This window comes from Acinetobacter sp. WY4 (genome assembly GCF_018438165.1).
Taxonomy (GTDB): domain Bacteria; phylum Pseudomonadota; class Gammaproteobacteria; order Pseudomonadales; family Moraxellaceae; genus Acinetobacter.
The window spans coordinates 1078700-1102576 of the sequence record NZ_CP053947.1; the positions used below are offsets into that span (position 1 = coordinate 1078700).

Genomic DNA, 23877 nt, shown 5'->3' on the forward strand with positions numbered 1-23877 from the left:
AAAATGCTGAATACAAAAATAAAATTTGCATCATTTGTATTTCCTGATTAATTGAAGAAGTTAATTTATTTTTCTTATATCGCTCTACGGTTACACTTCTGCTTTATTTTTGACCTGCGATATTCCAGTAATTTCTTGTCAAATTTTTAAAACTGTGTAAAAAATAGAACACTATTCAGTCAATTTATGCATTCAGGATGAATGTATCTGGCATAGCAATTGCTTTTTAATCAATACCTCGAACTACACAGACATGGATCAATAAGAAGAATTTTATGCAAAATTTACAAAGTTTAATGGAAACTTTAAGCGGCTGGGTCTGGGGCCCTTATATGCTGGTACTAATTGTTGGTACCGGGATTTTCCTTACCTTCCGTTTATTGTTCTGGCAGTTCCGCATGTTGCCCCTAGCCTTCAAACAGGTCTTTGGCAAGCACCCTGACCATTCAGGGGACATTTCCCAATTTGCTTCATTGATGACCGCACTCTCTGCCACGATTGGTACCGGTAACATTGCCGGCGTAGCCACTGCCTGTGTCCTCGGGGGTCCGGGCGCCGTGTTCTGGATGTGGATGACCGCCCTGTTTGGTATGGCCACCAAATATGGCGAAGGTGTTCTGGCAGTCAAATACCGAGTCAAAAATGAAAAAGGTGAAATGTCGGGTGGTCCGATGTACTACATCGAGCGTGGTCTGAAATGGAAATGGCTGGCACTGATTTTTGCCTTGTTCGGGACACTGGCTTCTTTTGGAATCGGCAGTTCAGTACAGTCGAATACTGTAGCACTGGCGGTTGAAAACAGCTTGGGCATCGAAACCTGGATGACCGGTATCGTCATTACCGCCTTTTCAGCACTGGTGATTCTCGGCGGAATTCAAACCATTTCTCGCGCTTCTTCAGTAATTGTTCCAGTTATGGCCCTGGGCTATGTTGCAGGGGGAGTGACGATTATCATCAACAATCTGGAGTTAGTCGCTCCAGCCCTGAAAATGATCTTTACCTATGCATTTACCGGTGAAGCTGCAGTGGGCGGTGCGATTGGCGCAGCGATTCGTTATGGTGTAGCGCGTGGAGTATTCTCCAACGAAGCCGGTATGGGTTCTGCACCGATTGCGGCCGCAGCAGCGAAAACCGATCATCCGGCGCGTCAAGGTCTGGTGTCTATGACTGGTACCTTTATTGATACGATTATCGTCTGTTCGATTACCGGTATTGTACTGGTGATGGGTTATATCATGGCCGGCAACTCATTCGGTGACCAGACCGGCGCAGTATTGACCATCAGCGCGTTTGACAAACTGTTGCCTGGGATCGGCGGCTGGATTGTGACCCTCGGGATTATTTTCTTTGCTTATTCCACCATCTTGGGTTGGAGCTACTATGGCGAGAAATGTGCCACTTATTTGCTCGGTGAGAAGTTTGTGCTGCCCTATCGCATTATTTATATCGCTTCGGTATTTATTGGCTGTGTGGCGACCCTTGATCTGGTTTGGCTCTTCGCCGATACCTTTAATGGGCTCATGGCGGTTCCAAACTTAATTGCACTATTGCTTTTATCCGGAGTGATTGCCAAGGAATCGAAAGACTTTATTGCAAGACGTAAATCTGGTGAACTTTATTAATTGATAAGTTGTGTAAATATTCAATTCACATATAAAAAAGCCACGTAAATCGTGGCTTTTTTATACTTCAGTTTTCCCATTTTTCATTATGAAATTTTAGCAACGTAAACCACTACAAGCCAGCTTGTCCCACTCAGATTCAAGCTCCAGTGCTAGTCCCAAAGATAAAACAAAAAACTGAATGCCTTTAATTTTCATATTGCCCTGTTCATCTTCCAGATACCCACTCAATTTTTGATAGGTTTTATGATGCAAATCAAAAGGTACATCCAGATAAAGACCACCTAGGTAGATTTCACTATGGACGGTTTGATCCACACCTAAACACGGCATATAGACAATGCCCTGTTGCTCTAGCCAGCCGATCAAAATCTGGCGAACCGAGTTTGTGTCCCGATCTGGATGGACATAATGATCAAAATGCACAAACAGCACATCACGGTTTTTTTCGCGTGCGATCGCATCAATATGTTTCAACAATTGTGACAAGATCTGTTCCATTCCAGCATAACAAGATGGGCATTATAGACGGCGTTGACGCACAGCATTCAAATCAGCATAAATAAAAACGACAAGACTTGTCGTAAAAACCATGATTTTTCAGGTGAAAGACTTGGTTTTCGATGGCATTCACCGCTATGCTGTCACTCAATTTCAATCGCTTCATCTTCAAATATGGCTAAAGCAAAAAGTGTGTATCGTTGTGAACAATGTGGTGCCGATCATCCAAAATGGTCGGGACAGTGTTCTGAATGCGGGGAATGGAACAGCCTGGTTGAGGTGATCATTGCACCGGCAGTAACGCATCGTGCACAGCCAAAAATTGGTGGTGGATACGCAGGCCAGGCGTCTAGCATTACCAACTTAAATCAGGTCTCAGTCTCTCATGAAACTCGTCTGCCGACGGGTATCAGCGAATTTGACCGGGTCTTGGGTGGCGGACTTGTCACTGGTTCGGTGGTCCTAATCGGCGGTGATCCCGGGATTGGTAAATCCACCATTTTGCTACAAACAGCCACGCACATGGCATCTGCCAAAAATCCGGCCCTGTATGTGACCGGTGAGGAATCTTTGTCTCAGGTGGCTTTACGTGCCCAGCGTCTGGATCTGCCAACCGACCAGCTCAAAGTCATGGCAGAAACCTGCGTCGAACGTATTTGTGAAGTACTGGCCCAGCAACGTCCTGCGGTGGCAATCCTGGACTCGATCCAAACCCTGTACACCGAAACCCTGCAATCTGCACCAGGTGGTGTCTCACAAATTCGTGAATCAGCGGCCTTGTTGACCCGTTTTGCCAAAAATAGTGGCACGTCTTTGTTTCTGGTCGGTCATGTAACCAAAGAAGGCGCACTGGCCGGCCCACGTGTACTGGAACATATGGTGGACTGTGTGCTGTATTTTGAAGGCCAGTCGGATTCACGTTACCGGATGATCCGAGCGGTCAAAAACCGTTTTGGTGCGGTCAATGAGCTCGGTGTGTTCGGCATGACCGATAAAGGTCTGCGCGAAGTTTCCAATCCTTCAGCCATCTTTTTAAGCCGTTATGATGAAGCCATTCCCGGCTCAATTGTGATGATCAGCCGCGAGGGTACGCGCCCGCTTCTGGTTGAAGTTCAGGCACTGGTCGATGATGCACATGGTCAGCCACGACGTGTAGCGCTTGGTCTGGATCAGAACCGTCTAAATATGCTCCTTGCAGTCATGCATCGGCATGGTGGTGTGCAAACCTCCGGTCAGGATGTCTATGTCAATATCGTCGGTGGTTTGAAAATTACCGAAACCGGTTCGGATCTGGCGGTACTTCTCGCCTGCGCTTCCAGCATTCGTGGCAAAGCCTTACCGCAACAGCTGGCGGTTTTTGGGGAAGTCGGACTGTCTGGAGAGATTCGCCCTGTGCCGAACGGTCAGGAACGGCTGAAAGAAGCGATTAAACATGGTTTTAAATACATTATTGTCCCTCGCGGCAATGCACCGCAAAAATCCATCGAGGGCGTGCAAATTATTGCAGTTGCGCGTTTACATGAAGCCTTGAGCGAGGCAATGGCGCTGAGTGATGAACTCAATTAACTGTAAACCGGCTCATTTCGTACAAAGAGCAAAAAAATACAGATTTTTGATTGAAATTCCACACAAAGCCTATATAAATAGACTGTACAAACAGGTTTTATTCTCATAGGAAAAATGAATGGAAGTTCGACAGCGCGGTTTGATCACAGGTATCTTGACAGCAGTTTTATTGGTTGCGCCTTTTGCAGCTGAAGCAAAACGTGCCGGTGGCGGTAAAAGTCACGGCATGCAACGTTCTGCACAACCTACTCAATCTTATCAACAACCTCGTCAAGCTGCGCCTGCTCAACAAGCGCCAGTTGCCGGTGCTGCAACCCAGCAAAAATCCGGTCCGGGTGTCGGCGGCATGGTTGCCGCGGGTGTAGCCGGTGCTGCGATTGGTGCAGTTGCTGCCAATGCCTTGGCGGATGATCAAAGTGTAGCAGCATCTGAAGCTCAGGCTGCTCAAGCCGAAGAGGAAAAAGGTGGTATTCCAGGCTGGATCTGGATCCTTCTTGCTGCTGCTGTTGCCTTCTTCATTTTCCGTAAGATGGGCGCAAAAAAAAAAGTAGCTTCTAACCCATACGCACCAAATAGCGGTGCTAGTAATACAGCACCTTTTGGTCAGGCACCGACTGCACCTCGCGGTGGTGACAGTACCAATATTTTTGGTCAGAATGTGGGTGGTCAAACGTCAAGCAACAATGCTCCGTTTGGTTCTGCTCCGGTAAATAACGCGCCTTTTGGTGCAGCTTATACCCAAAGTGGCAGCCAGTTACCGGATGGTACTGAACCTGCAGCATTCTTGCGTGTAGCGCGTCAGCGTTTTAACCATATTCAGTCCATGAATACAGCAAGCAATATTTCTGAAATTCAGCGTTATCTGACTCCTGAACTTTATCAGTCAATGTATAACGACATCATGAGCAATCAGGATCAGGATGTTGCCGAGTTTTCAAATCTGAATGCGATGGTCGTCGACTCATCGACTGACAATGGCCAGTATATTGTCAGCGTACGCTTTACAGGTACGGTAAGCGAAGACTTAAACAGCTTGCCGCAACCGTTCGCAGAAATCTGGCATTTCACCAAACCAGCAGGTTCAAATCAGGACTGGGTGGTTGCAGGTATTCAGCAAGACTAATCGTGAATAAATGAAGTTTAGACAGCGGCCTTCGAGCCGCTGTTTTTATTTGTAAGCCTTACATTTTGATGTTTTTTAATTCCCTTCCCCCTCTCTTTTTTAACTTAACTTCCAGTTTTACTTATTTTTCATATAAATAGTTCAACAACCCATATTTAAAATCTAAACAATAATTGTTATCATTATCATTAATTACTTCATAAGTTTGTAAATAGAATTTTCGATGATGAATAGTCCGAATATGCAAGCCATAGCGACTGGAACAGTTACTGCACCGAAACCATCAAGCAAAAATAAAGTCAAAGCAAGTATGCTGGCTTATCGTGGGATGATTTTATATCGCTTTATTCTGGCGGGTGCTGGCGGTTATCTACTGGCTACACTGGCAACGATCGTGATTGCCCAGCTTTTTATCGACAGTGGAAGCAGTGCAGCCATGTCCGCCACCCTGATTGGCTTTAGCTTGAATGCTGCTGCATTTATCTGGGTATTTATGGTGAATAAGACGCTCAAAGCTACGCTCGGGATCGCGATTCCCGGTGTTTTACTCTATATCGCCTATAAGCTTTTAGGAAATTGAGATGAGAGTAGATGCAAAACCCGAAGGTCCACGCCAGTCGATGTCGTGGTTGCATACCTGGGCCAGTCTGATTTTAGGCTGGCTTTTATATGCGATTTTCTTGACCGGAACCTTAAGCTTTTTCCAGAACGAAATTACCGTCTGGATGAAACCGGAATTTCATCAATCAGTTCCACCAAAGACTCAAATCGAACAAACCCGTGTGGCACTGGCTTATCTGCAACAGCACCATCCGGATGCTGGCAGCTGGGCAATCCAGCTTCCTAACTCACGCCAAAATACTACCACCCTGACTATTCGTAGTGCCGGCGAAGATCCGCGTGCCCGTCGTGGCGGTACCCGCGTGACGATTGACAGCGCCACCGACGAAGTTTTGCAAGCGCGTGAAACACGCGGTGGTTCATTCTTATACCGTTTCCACTTTGAATTGTATGGTTTGCCAAGAATCTGGGCGCGCTGGATGGTCGGCGTTGCGACCCTGCTCATGCTGGTGGCAATCATCAGCGGTGTCATTACCCATAAGAAAATTTTCAAGGATTTTTTTACTTTCCGTCCCGGCAAAGGTCAGCGTTCATGGTTGGATGCACACAATGCTACTGCGGTATTTGCCCTGCCCTTTCACATCATGATTACCTTCAGTGGCTTATTATTATTGCTTTTTACCCTCATGCCCTGGGGCGTAAACCAGATTTATGAAAATCGTGGTGCTTTCCTTCAGGATCAACGTAAGAGTTTGGTTCAAGACAACAGTATTCAGGCTGAATCCCGTGAAAGCCATAGTGAGAGCAAAGAACGTCGACCGCAAGCTGAGAGAGAAAATCGTGGCGAGCGCGGTGAAATGTCTGCACGCAGTGAAGGTCGCCGCTCTCGTGATGAAATGCAAGCTGCACCTCCTGCACCGTTAACCGATCTAGCTCCGATCTTGGCAACAGCCGAAAAAGAATGGAAAAATAATCCGGTGGGTATGATAACTATTATCCAGCCAAATACCGTAAAAGCAGAAATTGAGCTTCGTGCCTTAAACGGAGTCAGCGTAGCTTATCGCAATGTTTATCCGAGCCTTGCTTTTAATGGCGTAACAGGTGAATTAAAGCCAGATCAAACCACACTGAAAATGCCTTCAATCGCAAATGGTATTTATAATGTATTCACCACATTGCATGAAGCACGTGGCGTAGATCTGGCGTTACGCTGGTTATTGTTCATGTCAGGTGTGGTGGGTACCTTGAAGATTGCCACCGGCTTGATTCTATGGTGTGTCAAACGTGCACCACAGCAACAGAAACAAGGCTATAAATCGTTTGGTTATCGTCTTGTGGAAGTCACCAATATCGCTGCCATTATTGGTTTACCTGTTGCCTGTGCTGCCTATTTCTATGCCAACCGTTTTATTCCGGCAGACATGGACATGCGTCTGAACTGGGAAATACGTAGCTTCTTTATTGTCTGGTTACTGACTTTACTGTATGCCATGATTCGCAGTCATCGACAAGCTTGGCTAGAGCTTCTCATGCTTGCAACTGGGACATTTGCCTTGCTCCCAATCGTCAATTTTCTGACCGGCGGTCAGGCGATCTGGAACACCATTATGCATGGTCAATGGGTCATTGCTTCTTTTGATCTAGCGATGTGGGTGCTTGCGATCTTGTTCTGGTTTTCATTTAAAAAAGTGAAAAACCATAAAGGCTTGTCGCCTAAAAAAGCCAAGGTTGCTCTCAAGGAGAATCAGTCATGATGTTTTTCTTACTGATTTGGGCTTTAACTTCACTGGGTTTCTTTGCGCTTGCAACGTCGATGTCCAAACATCAAAAACAGATTTTTGACACAGAACTCAACCCTGCAAAAACACAACTTGCGACTATTCTCGGTTGGGTATTGCTCATACTCGCCCTAATTCTGTGCCTGTGTACAGGAGCTATCAGCAATATGATCAGTTACTGGCTGGGTAGTCTGACTTTTGCAGCACTGGTGGTCGGCTTAAGCCTGAGTTATCTGGCAAGTAGAATTAAAGTGATCGTAATGTTCTGTGTGTTCATCGCCTCGATCTCAGGGATTCTTTGCTTGATCTAATCATTTGATTGACCAATCTCTTTAAAAAGCTGACTTTCGGATTGGCTTTTTTGCTTTAAACCTTTTAGTCTACACACAATATTTTTGAGATGTTGATATGACCCAGCGTGTTTCTCCCCCTGCTGCCCTGACCAATCTTGCCTTAGCCGGCAATGCTGAAGCGCAATTTGAACTGGCTGAACTGTATATGCAAAGCGAGCATGATGATGACATCATTCTTGCTGAAGAATGGGCGTTGAAAGCTGCCAACGGCGGGCTGGTGGATGCAATGTACTGGTTAGGTGAAGGTTATACCGTTTATGCCAAAGAGTTAGCAGAAGAAGATCCTGAAGAATCCAAAGCTCACTTTGAGTTAGCCTATTACTGGTTAAGCAAGGCCAATATCGAGAAGCACCCTGCTGCGACTTTAGAACTGGCCGGTTTCTACCGTCGTGGTGATGTTATTGAAAAAGATGTAGAGAAATCAATTTCTTTAGTCAAACAGGCTGCTGAATGGGGTGAAGTTCAGGCCATGCGCGATCTTGCTTTTATTTATGCAAATGGTTTAGGTGTAGATGGCGATGAAGAACTAGCTGAGTTCTGGACCCAAAAAGCGGATGCTGCTGAGCAAGAAGCTAAATAAAACGAAAAGTCCGTCAAATGATGGGCTTTTTATTTAACTCTCATACTCCCTCCTACATGATGCAGAAGAATCAAAAGAATCTTAAAAGAAAACATTTAATTTACCGTATTTATATTGATAGGCTTTTGATCAATTAAAAGCTCAAAATACAGAAAATAAATAATATTATCTTTTTCAACTTGGCTCATGTTTAGATTCCAAGTACAATACGGCGCTAGTCGAGGGATGCTGCGACGTTTTACAGGCACTAAATGTAAAATCGCTAGGCTCGACCATCGGTCAGACATTCGTTCTGATCAACAACGGCATCCGCGAACAGAACGATCCAATCTATTTTTTCCTAGGAGATCCTGATGAACGCGGTTACTGCTTCATTTACAGATTACAAAGTTGCTGATATTTCACTTGCTGATTACGGCCGTAAAGAAATTAAACTTGCTGAAGCTGAAATGCCAGCCCTCATGGGTCTGCGTAAACGCTATGCTGCTGCTAAACCACTTGCAGGCGCGAAAATTCTCGGCTGTATCCACATGACCATTCAAACTGCCGTTTTAATTGAAACGCTGGTTGAATTGGGTGCAGAAGTTCGCTGGACTTCATGTAACATCTTCTCGACTCAAGACCATGCTGCTGCTGCAATCGCTGCTGCGGGCATTCCCGTGTTTGCCTGGAAAGGCGAAACTGAAGAAGAATACATGTGGTGTCTTGAACAACAAATCAATGTAAATGGCACGCCTTGGGATGCCAACATGATTCTTGACGATGGCGGTGATTTAACACTACTTGTTCATGAAAAATACCCAGAAGTGATTGAAAAAATTCACGGTGTAACTGAAGAAACAACGACAGGTGTTCAACGTCTGTATGAAATGCTTCGTGATGGCACTTTAAAAGTTCCTGCAATCAACGTAAACGATTCAGTAACCAAGTCTAAAAACGACAACAAATACGGTTGCCGTCACTCACTGAACGATGCAATCAAACGTGGTACAGATATGCTTTTATCTGGCCGTCGTGCACTTGTGATCGGTTATGGTGACGTAGGTAAAGGTTCTGCGCAATCCCTTCGTCAAGAAGGCATGATTGTACGCGTAACTGAAGTTGACCCAATCTGTGCAATGCAAGCATGCATGGACGGTTATGAAGTTGTATCTCCATACAAAAATGGCGTGCAAACTGGCAAGAAAGAAGACATCAATGTTGACCTTCTTCAAAACACTGACCTTATCGTAACTACAACAGGTAACTACCACGTATGTGACGCTGCAATGCTTGATTCATTAAAAGCTGGCGCAGTTGTTTGTAACATCGGTCACTTTGATACTGAAATTGATACAGCTTACCTACGTGGCTACAAGTGGGTTGAAGTTAAACCTCAAGTACACCAGGTGTATCGTTCAGAAAATGAAAATGATTACCTGATCCTTCTTTCTGAAGGCCGTTTGGTGAACCTTGGTAATGCGACTGGTCACCCATCACGTATTATGGATGGTTCATTTGCCAACCAGGTATTGGGTCAAATGCATTTATTCGCTGAGAAATTTGCTGATCTTCCAGAATCTGAAAAAGCTGCACAAATTCGTGTAGAACTTCTTCCTAAGAAATTAGATGAAGAAGTTGCTGCTGCGATGGTTGCTGGTTTCGGTGGTGTCTTGACTCAATTGACTCAAGAACAAGCGGATTACTTAGGCGTTCAAGTTGAAGGTCCATTCAAGTCTGATGCTTATAAATACTAATTAAACTCCACCCTCTCCCTAACCCTCTCCCATAGGGAGAGGGAACATTCATTACCAAATGTATGTCATCGAGGGTAAATCCTCTCCTGAGCGTGCTTAAAGCACTGCTTTGAAGCTCAGCGCAAGAGAGGATTTAGGAGAGGTAAAACTAATTAAAAAGTATTTATAAAAAGGATTTGAACATGTCTAAACAGATTCCAATTTCATTTGAATTCTTCCCGACCAAAACTGATGTAGGTGCGGAAAAACTCAAGCTTGTACATCAAGAGTTACAACTCTTAAATCCAGAATTCTTTTCTGTGACCTATGGTGCTGGCGGTTCGACCCGTGAACGCACCCTGTCTACCATCAATGACTTTAATGGAAAAGGCGCACCTGTCGCCCCTCACCTGTCTTGTATTGGCGATGATAAGGCACGTATTGCAGAACTTCTAGACCTGTACAAATCTCAAGGTATTGACCGCATTGTTGCCCTGCGTGGTGACTTGCCTTCTGGTCAGGTCGGTTTGGGTGAATTACCTTATGCACAGGATCTGGTCCGCTTTATCCGTGAACATTCAGGCGATCATTTCAAGATTGAAGTCGCAGCTTATCCGGAAATGCATCCTCAGGCTGAAAGCTTTGACAAAGACATTCAGCACTTTGTTGATAAAGTTAATGCGGGTGCCAATGCGGCATTAACCCAGTTCTTCTTCAATCCAGATGCTTATTTCTACTTTGTAGATCGCATCCAGAAAGCAGGAATCGATATTCCAGTTGCGCCAGGCATCATGCCAATTACCAATGCCAGCAACCTGATTCGCTTTGCTGATGGTACCGGCGCTGAGATTCCACGCTGGATTCGCAAGCAACTGGCAACCTATGGTGACGATACTGCTAGCATTAAAGCCTTTGGCCATGAAGTTGTGGTTAAATTCTGTGAGCGTCTGCTTGCAGGTGGTGCGCCAAGCTTGCATTTCTACACCATGAACACTACTGACCCTACCCGTCAGCTGGTCACCGATCTTGGTTTAGCTTAAGTCCTTTATTTCACCGATTTTTTGAGTAGAACGATCAATGCCACGTTTTTATATAGATGCTGATTTAACTGTTGATGTCAGCCTGGAGCTTACGGAAACTGTATTTCATCATTGGGTAAAGGTTTTACGCGCGCAAGTCGGTGAAAGCGCGACCCTGTTCAATGGACAGGGTGGCGAATATGACGTAACCCTTACTGAGGTTGCGAAAAAATCAGCCACCGTCTCAGTCAATGCATTTAATCCTGCTAACCGCACCCCTAAGTTTAAAGCTTTGCTCGGTCAGGTGATGAGTAAAGGCGACCGTATGGATTATGCGATTCAGAAAGCAGTCGAACTGGGCGTATCCGAGATTCAGCTGCTGACTTCAGATCGTTGTGAAATGCGTTTAAAGTATGATCGCGACCAAAAAAAACTAGATCACTGGCAAGGTGTTGCTATTGCGGCTTGTGAACAATGTGGTCTAAATATTGTACCCAAGATTTTAGCGCCCATTTCCCTAGAAAAATGGCTGGACACTGAACTTCCGAACACCAAACTGGTTTTAGCACCCAATAAAGATGAAACAGATGTACTGGCAGATGCGACCTTAGATCTTGCCCTGCTGATTGGCCCCGAAGGAGGTCTGAGTGAGGCAGAAATCAGCGCTGCAAATCAGAAAGGTTTTCTTAACTGGTGTATCGGCGAACGTGTATTGCGTACAGAAACTGCCCCGGTTGTTGCCCTGTCAATTTTGAATTATGTGCTTTAGTTCATCGGATGGGTAAAAATTTGTCTTTAATTTTGTTGATTTTTATTTTTAAGACATCTAATCTCGACTAAAGAATAATAAACATTTATTAATTGATTTCACACACTTCTTGGAGTTTCTATAATAACAATGTACAAGGACGAAAACCGTTTAGGATGAATACAGGCATTGAATCACATGGTTGATAATCAGGACGACTATATTCAGCAGCATTTGCATGATGCTCAAATTGCGAACACGCTTCGCCATAGTCGCTATTTTTTGCTCAGTATCATGGTGATTTGCCTCTATATTTTTTGTATTTATCACATTCAATATAGTCCTTCTAATACGTATTTTAATACCTGGTTTATTCTGACAGAACTTCTGGTCAGCATGTGCTGGCTGGTGAATACGCTGTATTTCAAACCCGAACAATATAATCAGAAAAGCGCGCACCGCTGGTTACAGATGCAGAGCCTTGCAGTCGGAAGCTGTATCGCGGCCGGTATTTATACAATTTATTACTATTTGCCGCAGGCCAATCCTGTATTTGAAGATATTGAAGCACTGACCTTGTCTGCCTTGTTGCTGATTGTAAGCCAAGCATTTGGCCTGACCTACCTGACCCAGAAACTGAGCTATTTTTGTCTGGTCTTTTTGCCGTCCTTATTCCCTTTTTTACTGTCGCAGCTTGACCATGTCGGTCATTCCAATCCCTTTTTTGGTCTGGCCTTAAACTTTGCGCTCATAGTGATTCTGCTGTGCGCGACAAGTAGTTATCGAATTCACAGCCGCACCTCACGTCTGTATGCGGAAAATGATATTTTGGTGAAAAATGCAGAACAGCAAGTGCATTGGACTGATGAACTGTGCCAGCAACTCAAAACTGAAGTCAATAAATCCAAAGATATTGAACAGCAATTACAGCTCAGTAACCAATTGCTGGAGCAAAAAGTACGGGAACGTACCTATGATATTGAACAGATCAATCATGACCTGAAGAATCAGCAGCAGAATCTAAAACTTGCACATGAAATTGCCGGTATTCGGCCATGGGACTGGAATATTCAAGAGCGCAGCATCACCTTAACCAATCATAAAGACGAAAAGATTCTGCGCGATTCCAAAGATCATCATCTGCAATTACAGTATCTGATTCACCCTGAAGATCTGGCCTATTTTAAGCGCAATATGAAGCAGCATCTGCGTGGCCAGATTGAACGCTATGATGCCACTTACCGGATCAAGCTCAGTGAAGGTGGCTGGAGTTGGGTACATGATATTGGCCGGGTGATCAGTCGTGATCCTAAAAATAAAAAACCCTTGCGTATGGTGGGCATCCGTCGTGATATCCAGCAGGAACGTCTGTCTCAAGAACGTTTAAAGCTGGTGGCCAGTGTACTGGAACAGGCTGCGGAAGGGATTTTCATTCTGAATCCTGAATTAGATTATATCGATGTCAATCCTCACTACGAATACTTGAGCGGTTTTGAGCGTGACGAGATTATCGGTAAATCCTTATTTGATATTGCAGTGCAAAATAAATCCCAGCAACGTACTTTTCAGGCCAATATTGTCAAACAGATTCAAAAGATTGGCTCTTATGATGGAGAGGTTTATGCAAAATTTCTGTCTGGTAAAGAGTCGACTTTATGGCTGCATATTAATGCCGTGACTGATGATGAAGGCAGGATTACTCATTATATTGGTATCGTATCAGATCTGACTGAACGTAAATTACAGGAACAGCGCCTGTCCTATCTGGAAAATTATGACACGCTGACTGACTTACCGAACCGCTTTTATTATAATTATCAGCTGCATCAATATCTAGTTTCGCAAAAAGACTCGATTAAAGAGATGGCTGTGATTCGGCTTAACATCGACCGTTTCCGGCCATTAAATGAATACCTGTCCAATAACGGCGGTGATGAACTTTTACGCCAGGTGGCGCAGCGGCTGCGGATGACCAATGCAGAAGCGCTATTTGTGGCACATCTAAATGGTGATGATTTTGCGATTCTCTATGAAATCTCACATATTCGCCCTTCAATTCAACACCATTGTGAACGCATCGCTCAGGCCTTTAGCAGACCATTCAATATTTACGGTCAGGATCATGTGATTACCCTGTCCATGGGCGTGGCATTCTATCCTTATCATGGCCGTCAGCTGGATTATTTAAATAATTGCGCCGAACAGGCATTGAACGAAGCCAAAAATCTCGGTGGCAATACCATTCATTTTTATTCTAGTGAAAATAATGCGTTACAGAATAAAGGGGTTTTCCTGGAACGGAATTTGCGTAAAGCGATCCAGAATAATGAGCTGGTGGTGTATTATCAGCCAAAAATCAATTTTAGCGATCAAAGCATTTATGGCTTTGAAGCGCTGATTCGCTGGAACCATCCAGAAAAAGGCATTATTGCACCCGGGCTGTTTATCCCCTTAGCGGAACAGACCAGCCTGATTTCAGACATTGGCCGTCTGGTGATCCAGCAGGCCGCTAAACAGATTCGCCAATGGAATGATCTGGGCTTTAATCATATTTGTGTATCAGTCAATATCGTGGCACAGCAATTGCGTCGTGGTCAATTGCTCGATGATTTGGACCAAGCCATTGCAGATAACCATATTTCTGGCGCCAGCCTGGAACTGGAAATTACTGAATCTTCTTTAATCGAAAATTCGGAAGCGGTCAAAAATCTGTTGAATGAGATTAAACAGCGACATATTCATATTGCTCTGGATGATTTTGGTACAGGTTATTCCTCTCTCTCCTATCTTGCTGATTTTCCGATTGATACTCTAAAAATTGATCGCAGTTTTGTTTGCAAGATTGGGGAAAACAAACAGGCAGCGATTGTCAGTGCCATGGTGGCCATGGGTAAAGCCATGGGCATGACCGTGGTCGCGGAAGGGATCGAGACTGAAGAACAGCTAGAATATCTACGTGATTTAGACTGTGATATTGCCCAGGGTTACTTATTTTCCAAACCGCTTCCTGAGCAGGATGCAACCGCTTATTTAGTACGAGACAAGACGCATCAGACTTATATATCTCAAGTCTAAGTCCATACCCGAGCACAATAAGTTTGTTGGAAAAACGGCCGTCTTTGTCTGTCCGAACTGGCCAACAAATGGTATATTCAGGAACATAAATAAATTTTTTGCCCGCTGACCGGGTAATCTTTACAACGATCGAGAGACTGATGGACGAACAATCTTTAAAGCAACAGGCCCTTTACTATCACGAATTTCCTACCCCGGGGAAAATTAGCGTTACACCAAGCAAACAATTGGTCAACCAACGTGACTTGGCCCTTGCTTACTCGCCTGGCGTAGCTGCACCATGTCTTGAGATTGAACGCGACCCTTCAACTGCTGCATTGTATACGGCTCGTGGTAACCTGGTTGCTGTCGTGACCAATGGTACTGCCGTGCTTGGCCTGGGTAATATTGGTCCTTTGGCTTCTAAACCTGTTATGGAAGGTAAAGGCGTATTATTCAAAAAATTTGCTGGCGTTGATGTATTCGATATCGAAATTGCTGAAAATGATCCAGACAAAATTGTGGATATTGTCGCTGCATTAGAACCGACTTTCGGCGGGATTAACCTTGAAGATATCAAGGCGCCAGAGTGTTTCTATATCGAGCAAAAATTGCGTGAACGCATGAATATTCCGGTATTCCATGATGATCAGCACGGTACTTCGATCATTGTCGGTTCTGCGCTCCTCAACGCATTGCAAATCAACGGCAAAAAAATTGAAGACATCAAGATTGTGGCTTCAGGCGCGGGTGCTGCTGCACTGTCTTGTTTGAATCTGCTTTGCGCTCTGGGTGCTAAAAAAGAGAACATCATCGTTGCCGATTCACGCGGTCTGCTGACTACGCATCGTGAAGGCCTGGATGAATCCAAGAAAGCCTATGTACAAGACATCGAAGCTACTCAGCTTGGTGACGTGATTGCGGGTGCAGACATGTTCCTCGGTCTTTCTGCTGCGGGCATTCTGACCAAAGAAATGGTCAAGGTCATGGCTGAAGATCCGATCATCTTTGCCTTGGCAAACCCGGATCCAGAAATTCTGCCTGAACATGCGCATGAAGTACGTGATGACGTGATCATGGCAACTGGCCGTTCTGACTATCCGAACCAGGTGAATAACGCACTGTGCTTCCCGTACATCTTCCGTGGTGCATTGGACGTTGGTGCAACCACCATTAACGAAGAAATGAAAATTGCCTGTGTCCACGCGATCGCGCGTATGGCACACGTTGAAGCTGATGCGGCGACTTATGGTGAAAAATCTGCATCATTTGGCCGTGAATACCTGATTCCGGGACCACTGGATCAACGTTTGATTCTAGAAATCGCACCTGCTGTTGCACAAGCAGCCATGGATTCTGGCGTGGCAACACGTCCAATCACGGATTTCTCGCATTATCGTCAACGTTTGTCTGAGTTTGTCTACAACTCTGCATTCATGATGAAACCGATTTTCGAACAAGCCAAATCTGATCCTAAACGTATTGCTTATGCGGAAGGTGAAGACCTGCGTGTACTTCGCGCAGTTCAAATTGCGGTAGATGATGGTTTGGCAATTCCAATTCTGGTGGGTCGCCCAGCTGTAATTGAAGCCAACATTAAAAAATTGGGTCTGCGTCTTGAAGATGGCGTGAATATCACGATTGTTGATCAGGAAAAGAACCCGAACTATGAAATGTTTGCGGATGATTACTACAATATCATGCAGCGTAAGGGTGTAACACCTGAATATGCACAGCGTGAAGCACGTCGCCGCTCTACCCTGATCGCAGCGATGCTTGTGAAACATGGTATGGCAGACGGTATGCTGTGTGGTACATATTCAAGCTATGACATTCACCTGGACTTCGTCAGCAATATCATTGGCAAGAAAGATGGTCATAACACCTTCTTTACCCTGAATGCCTTGATGCTTGAAGACCGTAACTTGTTCATTGCCGATACCTATGTCAATACCAACCCAACGGCTGAACAGCTGGCTGAAATGACCATTCTGGCCGCTGAAGAAGTTCGCCGTTTTGGTATGACGCCACGTATTGCCCTGCTTTCTCACTCAAGCTTCGGTTCAGACCAGCATGATGCCAGCGCGCAAAAAATGCGTAAGGTATATGACATCCTGTCTGAAATCGCGCCTGAGCTGGAAGTTGAAGGTGAAATGCACGGTGATGCTGCACTGGATGAAAACATTCGCCAGTTTGCATTCCCGAATTCACGTTTCAAAGGCTCTGCAAACTTGCTAATCATGCCGAATCTAGATGCTGCCAATATCTCGTTTAACCTGTTAAAGGCAACTTCAGGCAACAACGTAACGATTGGTCCAATTCTTCTAGGTGCTGCGAAACCTGTGCACATCTTGACACCGACTGCGACCACGCGTCGTGTGATCAACATGACTGCACTGACTGTTGCAGAAATCCAGCAAGCAGAACAAGATGCACTTTAAGCCAATGACAAGATAACGACGCATCAGCCTCGTTTCTTAACTTGAGAAAACCTCTATTCTGTAGCATGATGCTTCTAAGAATAGAGGTTTTTTCATGCAAGTTTATTTAGTAGGCGGCGCAGTTCGAGATCATTTGCTCGGACACCCCTATCACGAAAGAGATTATGTAGTCGTTGGTGCAACCCCCGCGCAAATGCTTGACTTAGGCTATCAGCCCGTAGGCAAAGATTTCCCTGTTTTTCTACATCCCCAAACAAAAGAAGAATATGCACTGGCGCGTACCGAACGTAAATCTGGTTCCGGTTATCATGGTTTTGAGTTTCATACCGATGTCAGCGTTACCCTGGAGCAAGATCTGATTCGTCGCGATCTGACCATTAATGCCATGGCCATGGATGATGCCGGCCAGGTTTATGATCCTTATGGTGGTCAACAGGATCTGGAAAACCGGATTCTACGTCATGTTTCCGATGCCTTTATCGAAGATCCATTACGCGTGCTACGAATTGCCCGTTTTGCTGCCCGTTATACCAGTGCAGGTTTTGTGATTGCCGATGAAACCTTGGCATTAATGCAACGCTTGACTGAAACCGGTGAATTAAATGCATTGACACCGGAACGCGTCTGGAAAGAGACCTCCCGTGCATTATCTGAACGTCATGCTGATGTGTATTTTGAAGTATTACGTCAGTGTGGTGCTTTAAAGGTGCTATTCCCTGAGATTGACGCCTTATATGGCATTCCACAGCGCCCTGAATATCATCCGGAAATTGACTGTGGCATTCATACCATGATGTCCTTGCAGCAGGCGTGTCGTCAAAATTATAGTCTGGATGTACGTTTTGCCGTTTTAGTGCATGACTTAGGAAAAGCTTTGACGCCGGTTGACGAATTACCGCGACATATCATGCATGAAGAACGTGGCATCAAGCCAGTAAATGAACTGTGTGATCGCTTAAAAGTACCGACGTATACCAAGCAACTGGCTTTGGCTGTGTGTAAAGAGCATCTAAAATGCCATCAGGCCTTTAATCTTAAGCCGGGAACCTTATGGCGATTATTGCAACGTCTGGATGTGTTACGTCGCCCTGAACGTGTTGAAGCTTTTGTACAGGCTTGTGAATGTGATTCACGTGGCCGTCTAGGTCTGGAAGATCGTGCCTATCCACAAGGGCAATATGTCCTTGATGCCATGCAGACCGTACGTGCCATCAAGGCACAAGACCTGCCTGCCGATATTCAGGGACCGGATATTGGCGAAATGCTGATTGAACGACGGATTCAGGCACTTGGTGAGCTTAAAGCACAACAAACCGCAACAATTGAATAATAAAAAAAGCACCTTCGGGTGCTTTTTTTATAGCTTAATTTCTCTTTATCAAAAAAGGAATTAAAACTATCTAATTCGCTGGATCAGGAAATATCTGCCGGAAAAGTAATCACCTTTTCCAGTTTCATTTGATTAGTTGCAATCATCAATAAACGGTCAATTCCCAAGGCAATCCCTGAACATTCCGGCATCTTCGGTAAAGCCGCCAGTAAATATTCATCGATGGGCATGACATGCAAGCTAAGTTTGGCTCGTTCAGCATTATCCGCCTCAAAGCGCGAACGTAATACGTCAGCATCAATCAGTTCATCATAAGCATTGGCCAATTCTAAACCTTCGATATACAGCTCAAAACGTGCGGCGACCAGTTCACCCTCTTCATCGATTCGGGTTTTGGCCAAAGAAGCCATTTCAGGGGGGAAATCGGTCAGGAATACTGCGGTATCAAACCCCAGACTCGGTTCAACCATATGTGAAAATAACAAGTCGATATAGCCAAGACGGTCATTTCCCAGATCCAGATTAAGACCAACGCGGCGGCAGCAATCTTTCAATTCCTGTAAAGTTGCCTGAAGCGGATTGAGATCCAGACGATCCATGAAAGCATGTTTATAGCTTAGAATGGTCGGATGGATTTCGCCAAAACGTGCTTTCAAAGTCACATTCAGCAAATCCGATACTTCAAACATCAAATCTTTTAAACTAAATCCCGGACGATACCATTCCAGCATGGTGAATTCGCTATTGTGCTTACGCCCATGTTCATCATCACGGAAGACTTTACAGATTTGATAAATGGGTCCAGAGCCACTGGCCAATAAGCGCTTCATGGCAAATTCAGGTGAGGTGTGCAAATAATGTGTATGCACTTTACCCAGCACATGGCGCTGTGCCTGTACCGAGGCTAAATGCACATCGGTCACACCGGCTTGAGACAAAATCGGTGTTTCCACCTCTAAGACAGCGCGCTCAGCGAAAAACTGACGGATTTGACGATATAAATTCGCCCGCGCATGCATGGCTTGAAGGTCACAAGTGGGTTGATACGTCATTGTCATGCCTTCGGCCCACCGTGTGCTGCCCACTCACGACGTAGTGGGTAGGTTTTACGTAAATGATCAAATGCCTGCTGATCCACCACCCTTTCTTTGAGACAGGCACGTAGATTGGCATCATCACGAGCAATATCATAAATTTGCGTCAAATGCCCTTGCAATGCCATTTTTAAATCCTGCCCCTGAAAAAACTGCTCACAGACACGCAGCTGGGATTCAAACTGTTTATTGGCTGCAAAACCAAAAGTTTGACAAAAAGCTTCATAGATCATCTGGGTACCGCGCGCTTTGCCTTCCAAGCTATAACCGGCAATATGCGGAGTCACCAAGGTGACCAGATCCAGAAGTTCTGCTGAAATCACCGGCTCATGCTCAAAAACATCCAAAATCACGGTTCGATGTGTCGCCTGTATATCCTGGATTAGCGCGGCCTCTTCAATGACTGGCCCACGTGCTGAATTAATCAAGATCGCGTCAGGCTGCATTTTTGCCAATGCAGTAGCATTAAATAAATGATAGGTTGGATATGCGCCTGTTTTGGTTAAAGGAACATGAATCGAAATTGCATCTGCTTGTTGCAGCAATTCATGAAATTCGACTTGATCAACCTGCTCTCTTTGCACAAAAGGATCGCAACCGATCACACGCCAGCCCAAAAGTTTCGCCATATAAGCCAGACGGGTTCCGACATTACCCAAACCGACAATACCCAAGGTAAATGTCGCATTGGCATCGAGTAATTCAAGACGTACCTGCAATAATGCGGTAATGACATATTCAGCCACCGCTTGCGCATTACAGCCGGCCGCATTACTCCACTGAATCCCATGTTGTTCTAATGAAGCAATATCCAAATGATCTGTACCAATGGTGGCACTACCCACAAATTTAATCGAACTATTCTGTAGCAGTGCTTCATTGACCTGAGTCACTGAACGTACCAACAGGCTGTCGGCATCTTTGACATCATCTGCGCTTAAGGTTCGCCCTGCACGATGTTGAATATCACCAAATTCGGAAAAGAAATAATCGGTAAATGCCAGATTTTCATCTGCGACAATTTTCATAATGAGATCCATATGATGCTTGGGCGTATGATAGCGCGTTGACGCCTCTGACTCTATATTTGGCCGATACGTCCATTTTTCAAGATTTTATGAATTAAGTTCAGGACTGAAGAATTTAATATTCAAGATCTGCAGCCTAAAAAGAAAAACCCCAATCTTTCGACTGGGGTTTTAAAAATTTGGCGGAAGCGGTGAGATTCGAACTCACGGAGGACTCACACCCTCGTCGGTTTTCAAGACCGGTGCATTAAACCGCTCTGCCACGCTTCCTTGGTCGCCATCATATAAATAAATTAGATTTTTGGCAATAAAATTTAGCGAAACTTCTATAAAAAGCGGCTTATTCACCTAAAAATCATCCGGAATCAAAGCCAACCTGGGCATTTTCATTCAAAGATTTGAATCTTGAAATGATCTTGAGTTGTATTTAACTCAGTAGAGAATAATGAGAGAAATAACCACATTCAGCATCAAGCGGATCAACAACTGAAAAAATATTCAGACATAAAAAAACCCAGTCAAATTGACTGGGTTTTTAAAATTTGGCGGAAGCGGTGAGATTCGAACTCACGGAGGACTCACACCCTCGTCGGTTTTCAAGACCGGTGCATTAAACCGCTCTGCCACGCTTCCATGGCCGACATGATATAAACAAAAATCATGCTTGGCAAATATTTTTATGCTTTCACTGCATCAACTGCACAAAATAAAATCAATTACATTAATCTGCTGAATTTTCTGGCTTTTCATAACGAATTGAGTTGATGAACCAAAGTTTCTTGCCGGAGGGGGTCAATACCTCGGCCTCATCATCGACCTGCTTGCCCAATAACGCGCGTGCCATCGGCGAACTAATCGAAATATGTTGCGGATGATGATCATAAATTTCATCTACACCAACAATGCGTAAAGTTTTTTGTTCGCCTTCTTCGTTTTCAATTTCTACCCAAGCACCAAAATAAACCTTACCCTCCTGCTCCGGGGAAAAATCGATGATTTTCAGTTCTTCGAGGCGCTTGCCGAGATACCTGACCCGTCGATCAATTTTACGCAAAATTTGCTTGTTATATTGGTAGTCTGCGTTTTCAGAACGGTCGCCGAGACTGGCTGCCCAGTTCACTTTTTTGGTAATTTCAGGACGCTCTTCATGCCAGAGATTCTTAAGTTCTGCCACCAATTTATCGTGTCCAGCACGGGTGATTAAGTTGGATTTCATACGTCTTGTTGATCATATTTTCAGTGTTTTAACTTACAAACAGCTTATTTTATTTACCATTTTAACACAATGGCAAAATTCCAAAAAAATTAACTTTATATTTCAGTATCTTAAAATTATTTTTAAAAATAATTTGTGTACAAAATTTGACAATCGTTTTTTAGATCATTAATATGCCAGCAACTTCCGGAAATGCTTACTTTTTAATCTATGTAGTTTTTCTACATAATTATCTTTAAATCTCTTGTCATTTTGAATGACGTCATGACTGCCCAACCCTTATTGAATTTATCAAACTGTTAAAATTTCTGGCTTTGTTGGCTGTGATTTTTAGGGCATAAATTACTTGTAGCGGAGACAACATGCACAGTAGTTCATCCACTGGGTCGAGGCTTTGCCTAAGATCTGTAATTTCTTCTCTCCCTTTGAAAGCACTTGTACTGAGCACTGCATTTATTCCCCTACACAGTATCAATGCAAGTAAGACCACACTTCAGTTTGATCATGTGGTCAATAGCAATAAGTTGACCGTGGTTGCGGTTGAAAATCCGACTACCGTATTCCAGGATGGACAACATCTACATGGCTTCGGTTATGATCTGGTTCGTAACTATGCCAACAATCTGAATGTAAAGCTCGATTTTAAAATCGTCCCTGATAATAATACGGCACTACAATGGGTTGCTCAGGGTAAAGCCAATCTGGCTATGACGACCACCGATATACGCACCATTGAAAACAAGCGTTTGACCTCGTTCTCAGCCACTTGTGGCGATGAATCGATTCTGTCAAGTAATGGCTTGAATACCAATTTAAATCTGGTGTTTAAATCTGCTACAGATCCTTTGAGCCAGACGGCCAGTGCTTTTGTCTGCAAAGGCAAACAAAGTGGTGCCATCAAGCAGCTTGCTTCATTTTATAATCAGAATGTGGTGAAAGAGGAATCTTGGACCACCATTCAACGTGATTTGAACAACCGTCTGCCGATCTATGAAGCGAGCTTTAAACAGACAGCTCAGCAGTATGATCTGGATTGGCATTTACTGGCGGCCATTGGTTATCAGGAATCTTATCTGAAACCGAATTCAGTTTCTCCGACGGGTGTGCGTGGTTTGATGATGCTGACCAACAGTACAGCCAAAGCCATGGGTGTGAGTAACCGTACCGATCCGGCTCAAAGCATTCAGGGTGGCGCCAAGTATTATGATCAAATGCTTAGTCGCTATGAGCATATTCCTTTTCCAGATCGAAACTGGTTTGCACTGGTAGCTTATAATATGGGCCCAGGTGCAGTGAATCAGTTGCAAAAGCGCATTCAGTCTCAAGGCAGAAACCCGAATAACTGGGTGAATTTATATGCCTATCTGGATCAGAATAAAGCCAATAATGGTCGCTACCGTCAAGCGGTGCAATACGTAACCCGTATTCGTGCTTATCTGGAACATATTAAGACCACACCGCAATTGGTGAATATCTAAGCTGAAACCTTAGCGTTAATCAAAATGCCATAAAAAAAAGCTTACCTCAAGGTAAGCTTTTTTCGTCTTTATTCAGGCTAATGTTTTAGCAGAATTAAGCCGTGGTATTTTCAAGTACTTTCTTAAACAAATCTTTTTGTTCCTGACTTGGTTTTGCAGTTTGAAGTGCCATCAATTGTGACATATCACCCTGTACTTTGATTTTACCTGTCATAAATGCTTGCATCGCAGCAGCCATATCAAATTCCAGGAAAACTTTACGTAGAGTTTCGCCATCCATATTCAGCGTGGTTTTGGCATTTGAAGACAAACCTTTCTTGATTGCCCCACCATCTAAAGATAGTTCAGTATTACCTGTAGTGTCCGCTACAACCAAATTAATCGCAAGGTTCGCCAAAGCTGGTGGCAGATTCAAATCGCCAGCTTGCGCAGTTAGAGTTTCTACAGTTGAAAACCAATCATCAGTTAAAAAAGCAGGCATGATCTTTCCTCAAATTATTTGTTCATTTGTGTCGACTATCCAGACGACATCATGTTGAAGCTATTATGCTTGTGCTTTGTTATATCATGATCATTAGCGCAAAGGCTAACGAATTTTGTACGCGCCGTTCAATTTTTGTAGTTCTATTTTTATTTATGTTTATAAGCAGACATCAACCCGCAGGCTGAT

General features: G+C 44.3%; 19 protein-coding genes and 2 tRNA genes. 14 read left to right on the plus strand and 7 right to left on the minus strand.

Annotated elements, in window-relative coordinates; translation table 11 throughout:
- Window positions 1-275 precede the first annotated feature (275 nt).
- The gene (locus G4D73_RS05070) at window positions 276-1622 is read left to right on the plus strand and encodes an alanine/glycine:cation symporter family protein (RefSeq protein ID WP_005103909.1); all 1347 of its coding nucleotides are present in this window, start codon (window positions 276-278) and stop codon (window positions 1620-1622) included.
- Between the two features lie 96 nt (window positions 1623-1718).
- Here the strand turns inward: G4D73_RS05070 and G4D73_RS05075 are convergent, their stop codons facing one another.
- Window positions 1719-2123: a hypothetical protein gene (locus tag G4D73_RS05075; protein ID WP_005106372.1), complete on the minus strand. Its 405-nt coding sequence runs from the start codon at window positions 2121-2123 to the stop codon at window positions 1719-1721.
- A gap of 174 nt (window positions 2124-2297) precedes the next feature.
- Between G4D73_RS05075 and radA the strand changes: the two genes are divergently transcribed.
- From radA to G4D73_RS05135, 12 genes are all read left to right on the plus strand, one after another.
- Complete coding sequence (gene radA / locus G4D73_RS05080; protein WP_213687529.1) at window positions 2298-3689, plus strand: DNA repair protein RadA; 1392 nt, start codon at window positions 2298-2300, stop codon at window positions 3687-3689.
- A gap of 118 nt (window positions 3690-3807) precedes the next feature.
- Entirely contained in the window at window positions 3808-4812 is a 1005-nt protein-coding gene (locus G4D73_RS05085) for a Tim44 domain-containing protein (RefSeq protein WP_213687530.1), read from the plus strand.
- A gap of 223 nt (window positions 4813-5035) precedes the next feature.
- Window positions 5036-5392, plus strand: a complete 357-nt coding sequence (locus G4D73_RS05090) for a hypothetical protein (protein ID WP_016807069.1) — start codon at window positions 5036-5038, stop codon at window positions 5390-5392.
- Window position 5393: 1 nt separating this feature from the next.
- Complete coding sequence (locus tag G4D73_RS05095) at window positions 5394-7127, plus strand: PepSY-associated TM helix domain-containing protein (RefSeq protein ID WP_213687531.1); 1734 nt, start codon at window positions 5394-5396, stop codon at window positions 7125-7127.
- Window positions 7124-7462 (plus strand): DUF3325 domain-containing protein, encoded by a 339-nt coding sequence (locus tag G4D73_RS05100; protein ID WP_180086270.1) that lies wholly within the window; start codon window positions 7124-7126, stop codon window positions 7460-7462. Before G4D73_RS05095 ends, G4D73_RS05100 begins: the two co-directional genes overlap by 4 nt.
- A 97-nt stretch (window positions 7463-7559) precedes the next feature.
- Window positions 7560-8084 carry a tetratricopeptide repeat protein gene (locus G4D73_RS05105; protein ID WP_213687532.1) on the plus strand — a complete coding sequence of 175 codons (525 nt, stop codon included), beginning with the start codon at window positions 7560-7562 and terminating at the stop codon, window positions 8082-8084.
- A gap of 353 nt (window positions 8085-8437) precedes the next feature.
- Entirely contained in the window at window positions 8438-9820 is a 1383-nt protein-coding gene (gene ahcY / locus G4D73_RS05110; protein WP_168386983.1) for an adenosylhomocysteinase, read from the plus strand.
- A 182-nt stretch (window positions 9821-10002) separates the two neighbouring features.
- A complete protein-coding gene (gene metF / locus G4D73_RS05115; protein WP_213687533.1) occupies window positions 10003-10839 on the plus strand; it encodes a methylenetetrahydrofolate reductase [NAD(P)H] in 837 nt (278 codons plus the stop codon).
- 37 nt (window positions 10840-10876) lie between these two features.
- Complete coding sequence (locus G4D73_RS05120; RefSeq protein WP_213687534.1) at window positions 10877-11587, plus strand: 16S rRNA (uracil(1498)-N(3))-methyltransferase; 711 nt, start codon at window positions 10877-10879, stop codon at window positions 11585-11587.
- Window positions 11588-11764: 177 nt separating this feature from the next.
- Window positions 11765-14641 carry a putative bifunctional diguanylate cyclase/phosphodiesterase gene (locus tag G4D73_RS05125; RefSeq protein WP_213687535.1) on the plus strand — a complete coding sequence of 959 codons (2877 nt, stop codon included), beginning with the start codon at window positions 11765-11767 and terminating at the stop codon, window positions 14639-14641.
- Between the two features lie 140 nt (window positions 14642-14781).
- On the plus strand, window positions 14782-17061 hold the full coding sequence (locus tag G4D73_RS05130) for an NADP-dependent malic enzyme (protein ID WP_004280528.1): 2280 nt from the start codon (window positions 14782-14784) through the stop codon (window positions 17059-17061).
- Between the two features lie 94 nt (window positions 17062-17155).
- Window positions 17156-18391, plus strand: coding sequence for a multifunctional CCA addition/repair protein (locus G4D73_RS05135; RefSeq protein WP_168386987.1), 1236 nt, complete (start codon window positions 17156-17158; stop codon window positions 18389-18391).
- 83 nt (window positions 18392-18474) lie between these two features.
- Here the strand turns inward: G4D73_RS05135 and epmA are convergent, their stop codons facing one another.
- From epmA to greB, 5 genes are all read right to left on the minus strand, one after another.
- A complete protein-coding gene (epmA, locus tag G4D73_RS05140) occupies window positions 18475-19449 on the minus strand; it encodes an EF-P lysine aminoacylase EpmA (protein ID WP_213687536.1) in 975 nt (324 codons plus the stop codon).
- Window positions 19446-20513 carry a 4-phosphoerythronate dehydrogenase gene (locus G4D73_RS05145; RefSeq protein WP_213687537.1) on the minus strand — a complete coding sequence of 356 codons (1068 nt, stop codon included), beginning with the start codon at window positions 20511-20513 and terminating at the stop codon, window positions 19446-19448. Before G4D73_RS05145 ends, epmA begins: the two co-directional genes overlap by 4 nt.
- A 180-nt stretch (window positions 20514-20693) precedes the next feature.
- Window positions 20694-20783: transfer RNA gene (locus G4D73_RS05150), tRNA-Ser, on the minus strand.
- Between the two features lie 273 nt (window positions 20784-21056).
- Window positions 21057-21146: transfer RNA gene (locus tag G4D73_RS05155), tRNA-Ser, on the minus strand.
- Between the two features lie 88 nt (window positions 21147-21234).
- Window positions 21235-21729 carry a transcription elongation factor GreB gene (gene greB, locus G4D73_RS05160; RefSeq protein ID WP_005103930.1) on the minus strand — a complete coding sequence of 165 codons (495 nt, stop codon included), beginning with the start codon at window positions 21727-21729 and terminating at the stop codon, window positions 21235-21237.
- A gap of 362 nt (window positions 21730-22091) precedes the next feature.
- Here greB and G4D73_RS05165 point away from each other — a divergent pair, with 362 nt between their 5' ends.
- Window positions 22092-23207, plus strand: a complete 1116-nt coding sequence (locus tag G4D73_RS05165) for a transglycosylase SLT domain-containing protein (RefSeq protein ID WP_213687538.1) — start codon at window positions 22092-22094, stop codon at window positions 23205-23207.
- A gap of 94 nt (window positions 23208-23301) precedes the next feature.
- Here G4D73_RS05165 and G4D73_RS05170 read toward each other — a convergent pair whose 3' ends face one another.
- Window positions 23302-23688 (minus strand): SCP2 sterol-binding domain-containing protein, encoded by a 387-nt coding sequence (locus tag G4D73_RS05170; protein WP_004280536.1) that lies wholly within the window; start codon window positions 23686-23688, stop codon window positions 23302-23304.
- Window positions 23689-23877: the final 189 nt, after the last annotated feature.

Bases quoted from the DNA above. Each gene is read 5' to 3' on its own strand.
- G4D73_RS05135 (WP_168386987.1), top strand. From the start codon at position 17,156: ATGCAAGTTTATTTAGTAGGCGGCGCAGTTCGAGATCATTTGCTCGGA.
- G4D73_RS05105 (WP_213687532.1), top strand. From the start codon at position 7,560: ATGACCCAGCGTGTTTCTCCCCCTGCTGCCCTGACCAATCTTGCCTTA.
- G4D73_RS05120 (WP_213687534.1), top strand. From the start codon at position 10,877: ATGCCACGTTTTTATATAGATGCTGATTTAACTGTTGATGTCAGCCTG.
- metF (WP_213687533.1), top strand. From the start codon at position 10,003: ATGTCTAAACAGATTCCAATTTCATTTGAATTCTTCCCGACCAAAACT.
- G4D73_RS05090 (WP_016807069.1), top strand. From the start codon at position 5,036: ATGATGAATAGTCCGAATATGCAAGCCATAGCGACTGGAACAGTTACT.
- G4D73_RS05165 (WP_213687538.1), top strand. From the start codon at position 22,092: ATGCACAGTAGTTCATCCACTGGGTCGAGGCTTTGCCTAAGATCTGTA.
- G4D73_RS05145 (WP_213687537.1), bottom strand. From the start codon at position 20,513: ATGAAAATTGTCGCAGATGAAAATCTGGCATTTACCGATTATTTCTTT.
- G4D73_RS05100 (WP_180086270.1), top strand. From the start codon at position 7,124: ATGATGTTTTTCTTACTGATTTGGGCTTTAACTTCACTGGGTTTCTTT.
- G4D73_RS05070 (WP_005103909.1), top strand. From the start codon at position 276: ATGCAAAATTTACAAAGTTTAATGGAAACTTTAAGCGGCTGGGTCTGG.
- G4D73_RS05130 (WP_004280528.1), top strand. From the start codon at position 14,782: ATGGACGAACAATCTTTAAAGCAACAGGCCCTTTACTATCACGAATTT.
- greB (WP_005103930.1), bottom strand. From the start codon at position 21,729: ATGAAATCCAACTTAATCACCCGTGCTGGACACGATAAATTGGTGGCA.
- G4D73_RS05095 (WP_213687531.1), top strand. From the start codon at position 5,394: ATGAGAGTAGATGCAAAACCCGAAGGTCCACGCCAGTCGATGTCGTGG.
- G4D73_RS05170 (WP_004280536.1), bottom strand. From the start codon at position 23,688: ATGCCTGCTTTTTTAACTGATGATTGGTTTTCAACTGTAGAAACTCTA.
- G4D73_RS05075 (WP_005106372.1), bottom strand. From the start codon at position 2,123: ATGGAACAGATCTTGTCACAATTGTTGAAACATATTGATGCGATCGCA.
- radA (WP_213687529.1), top strand. From the start codon at position 2,298: ATGGCTAAAGCAAAAAGTGTGTATCGTTGTGAACAATGTGGTGCCGAT.
- G4D73_RS05085 (WP_213687530.1), top strand. From the start codon at position 3,808: ATGGAAGTTCGACAGCGCGGTTTGATCACAGGTATCTTGACAGCAGTT.
- G4D73_RS05125 (WP_213687535.1), top strand. From the start codon at position 11,765: ATGGTTGATAATCAGGACGACTATATTCAGCAGCATTTGCATGATGCT.
- ahcY (WP_168386983.1), top strand. From the start codon at position 8,438: ATGAACGCGGTTACTGCTTCATTTACAGATTACAAAGTTGCTGATATT.
- epmA (WP_213687536.1), bottom strand. From the start codon at position 19,449: ATGACAATGACGTATCAACCCACTTGTGACCTTCAAGCCATGCATGCG.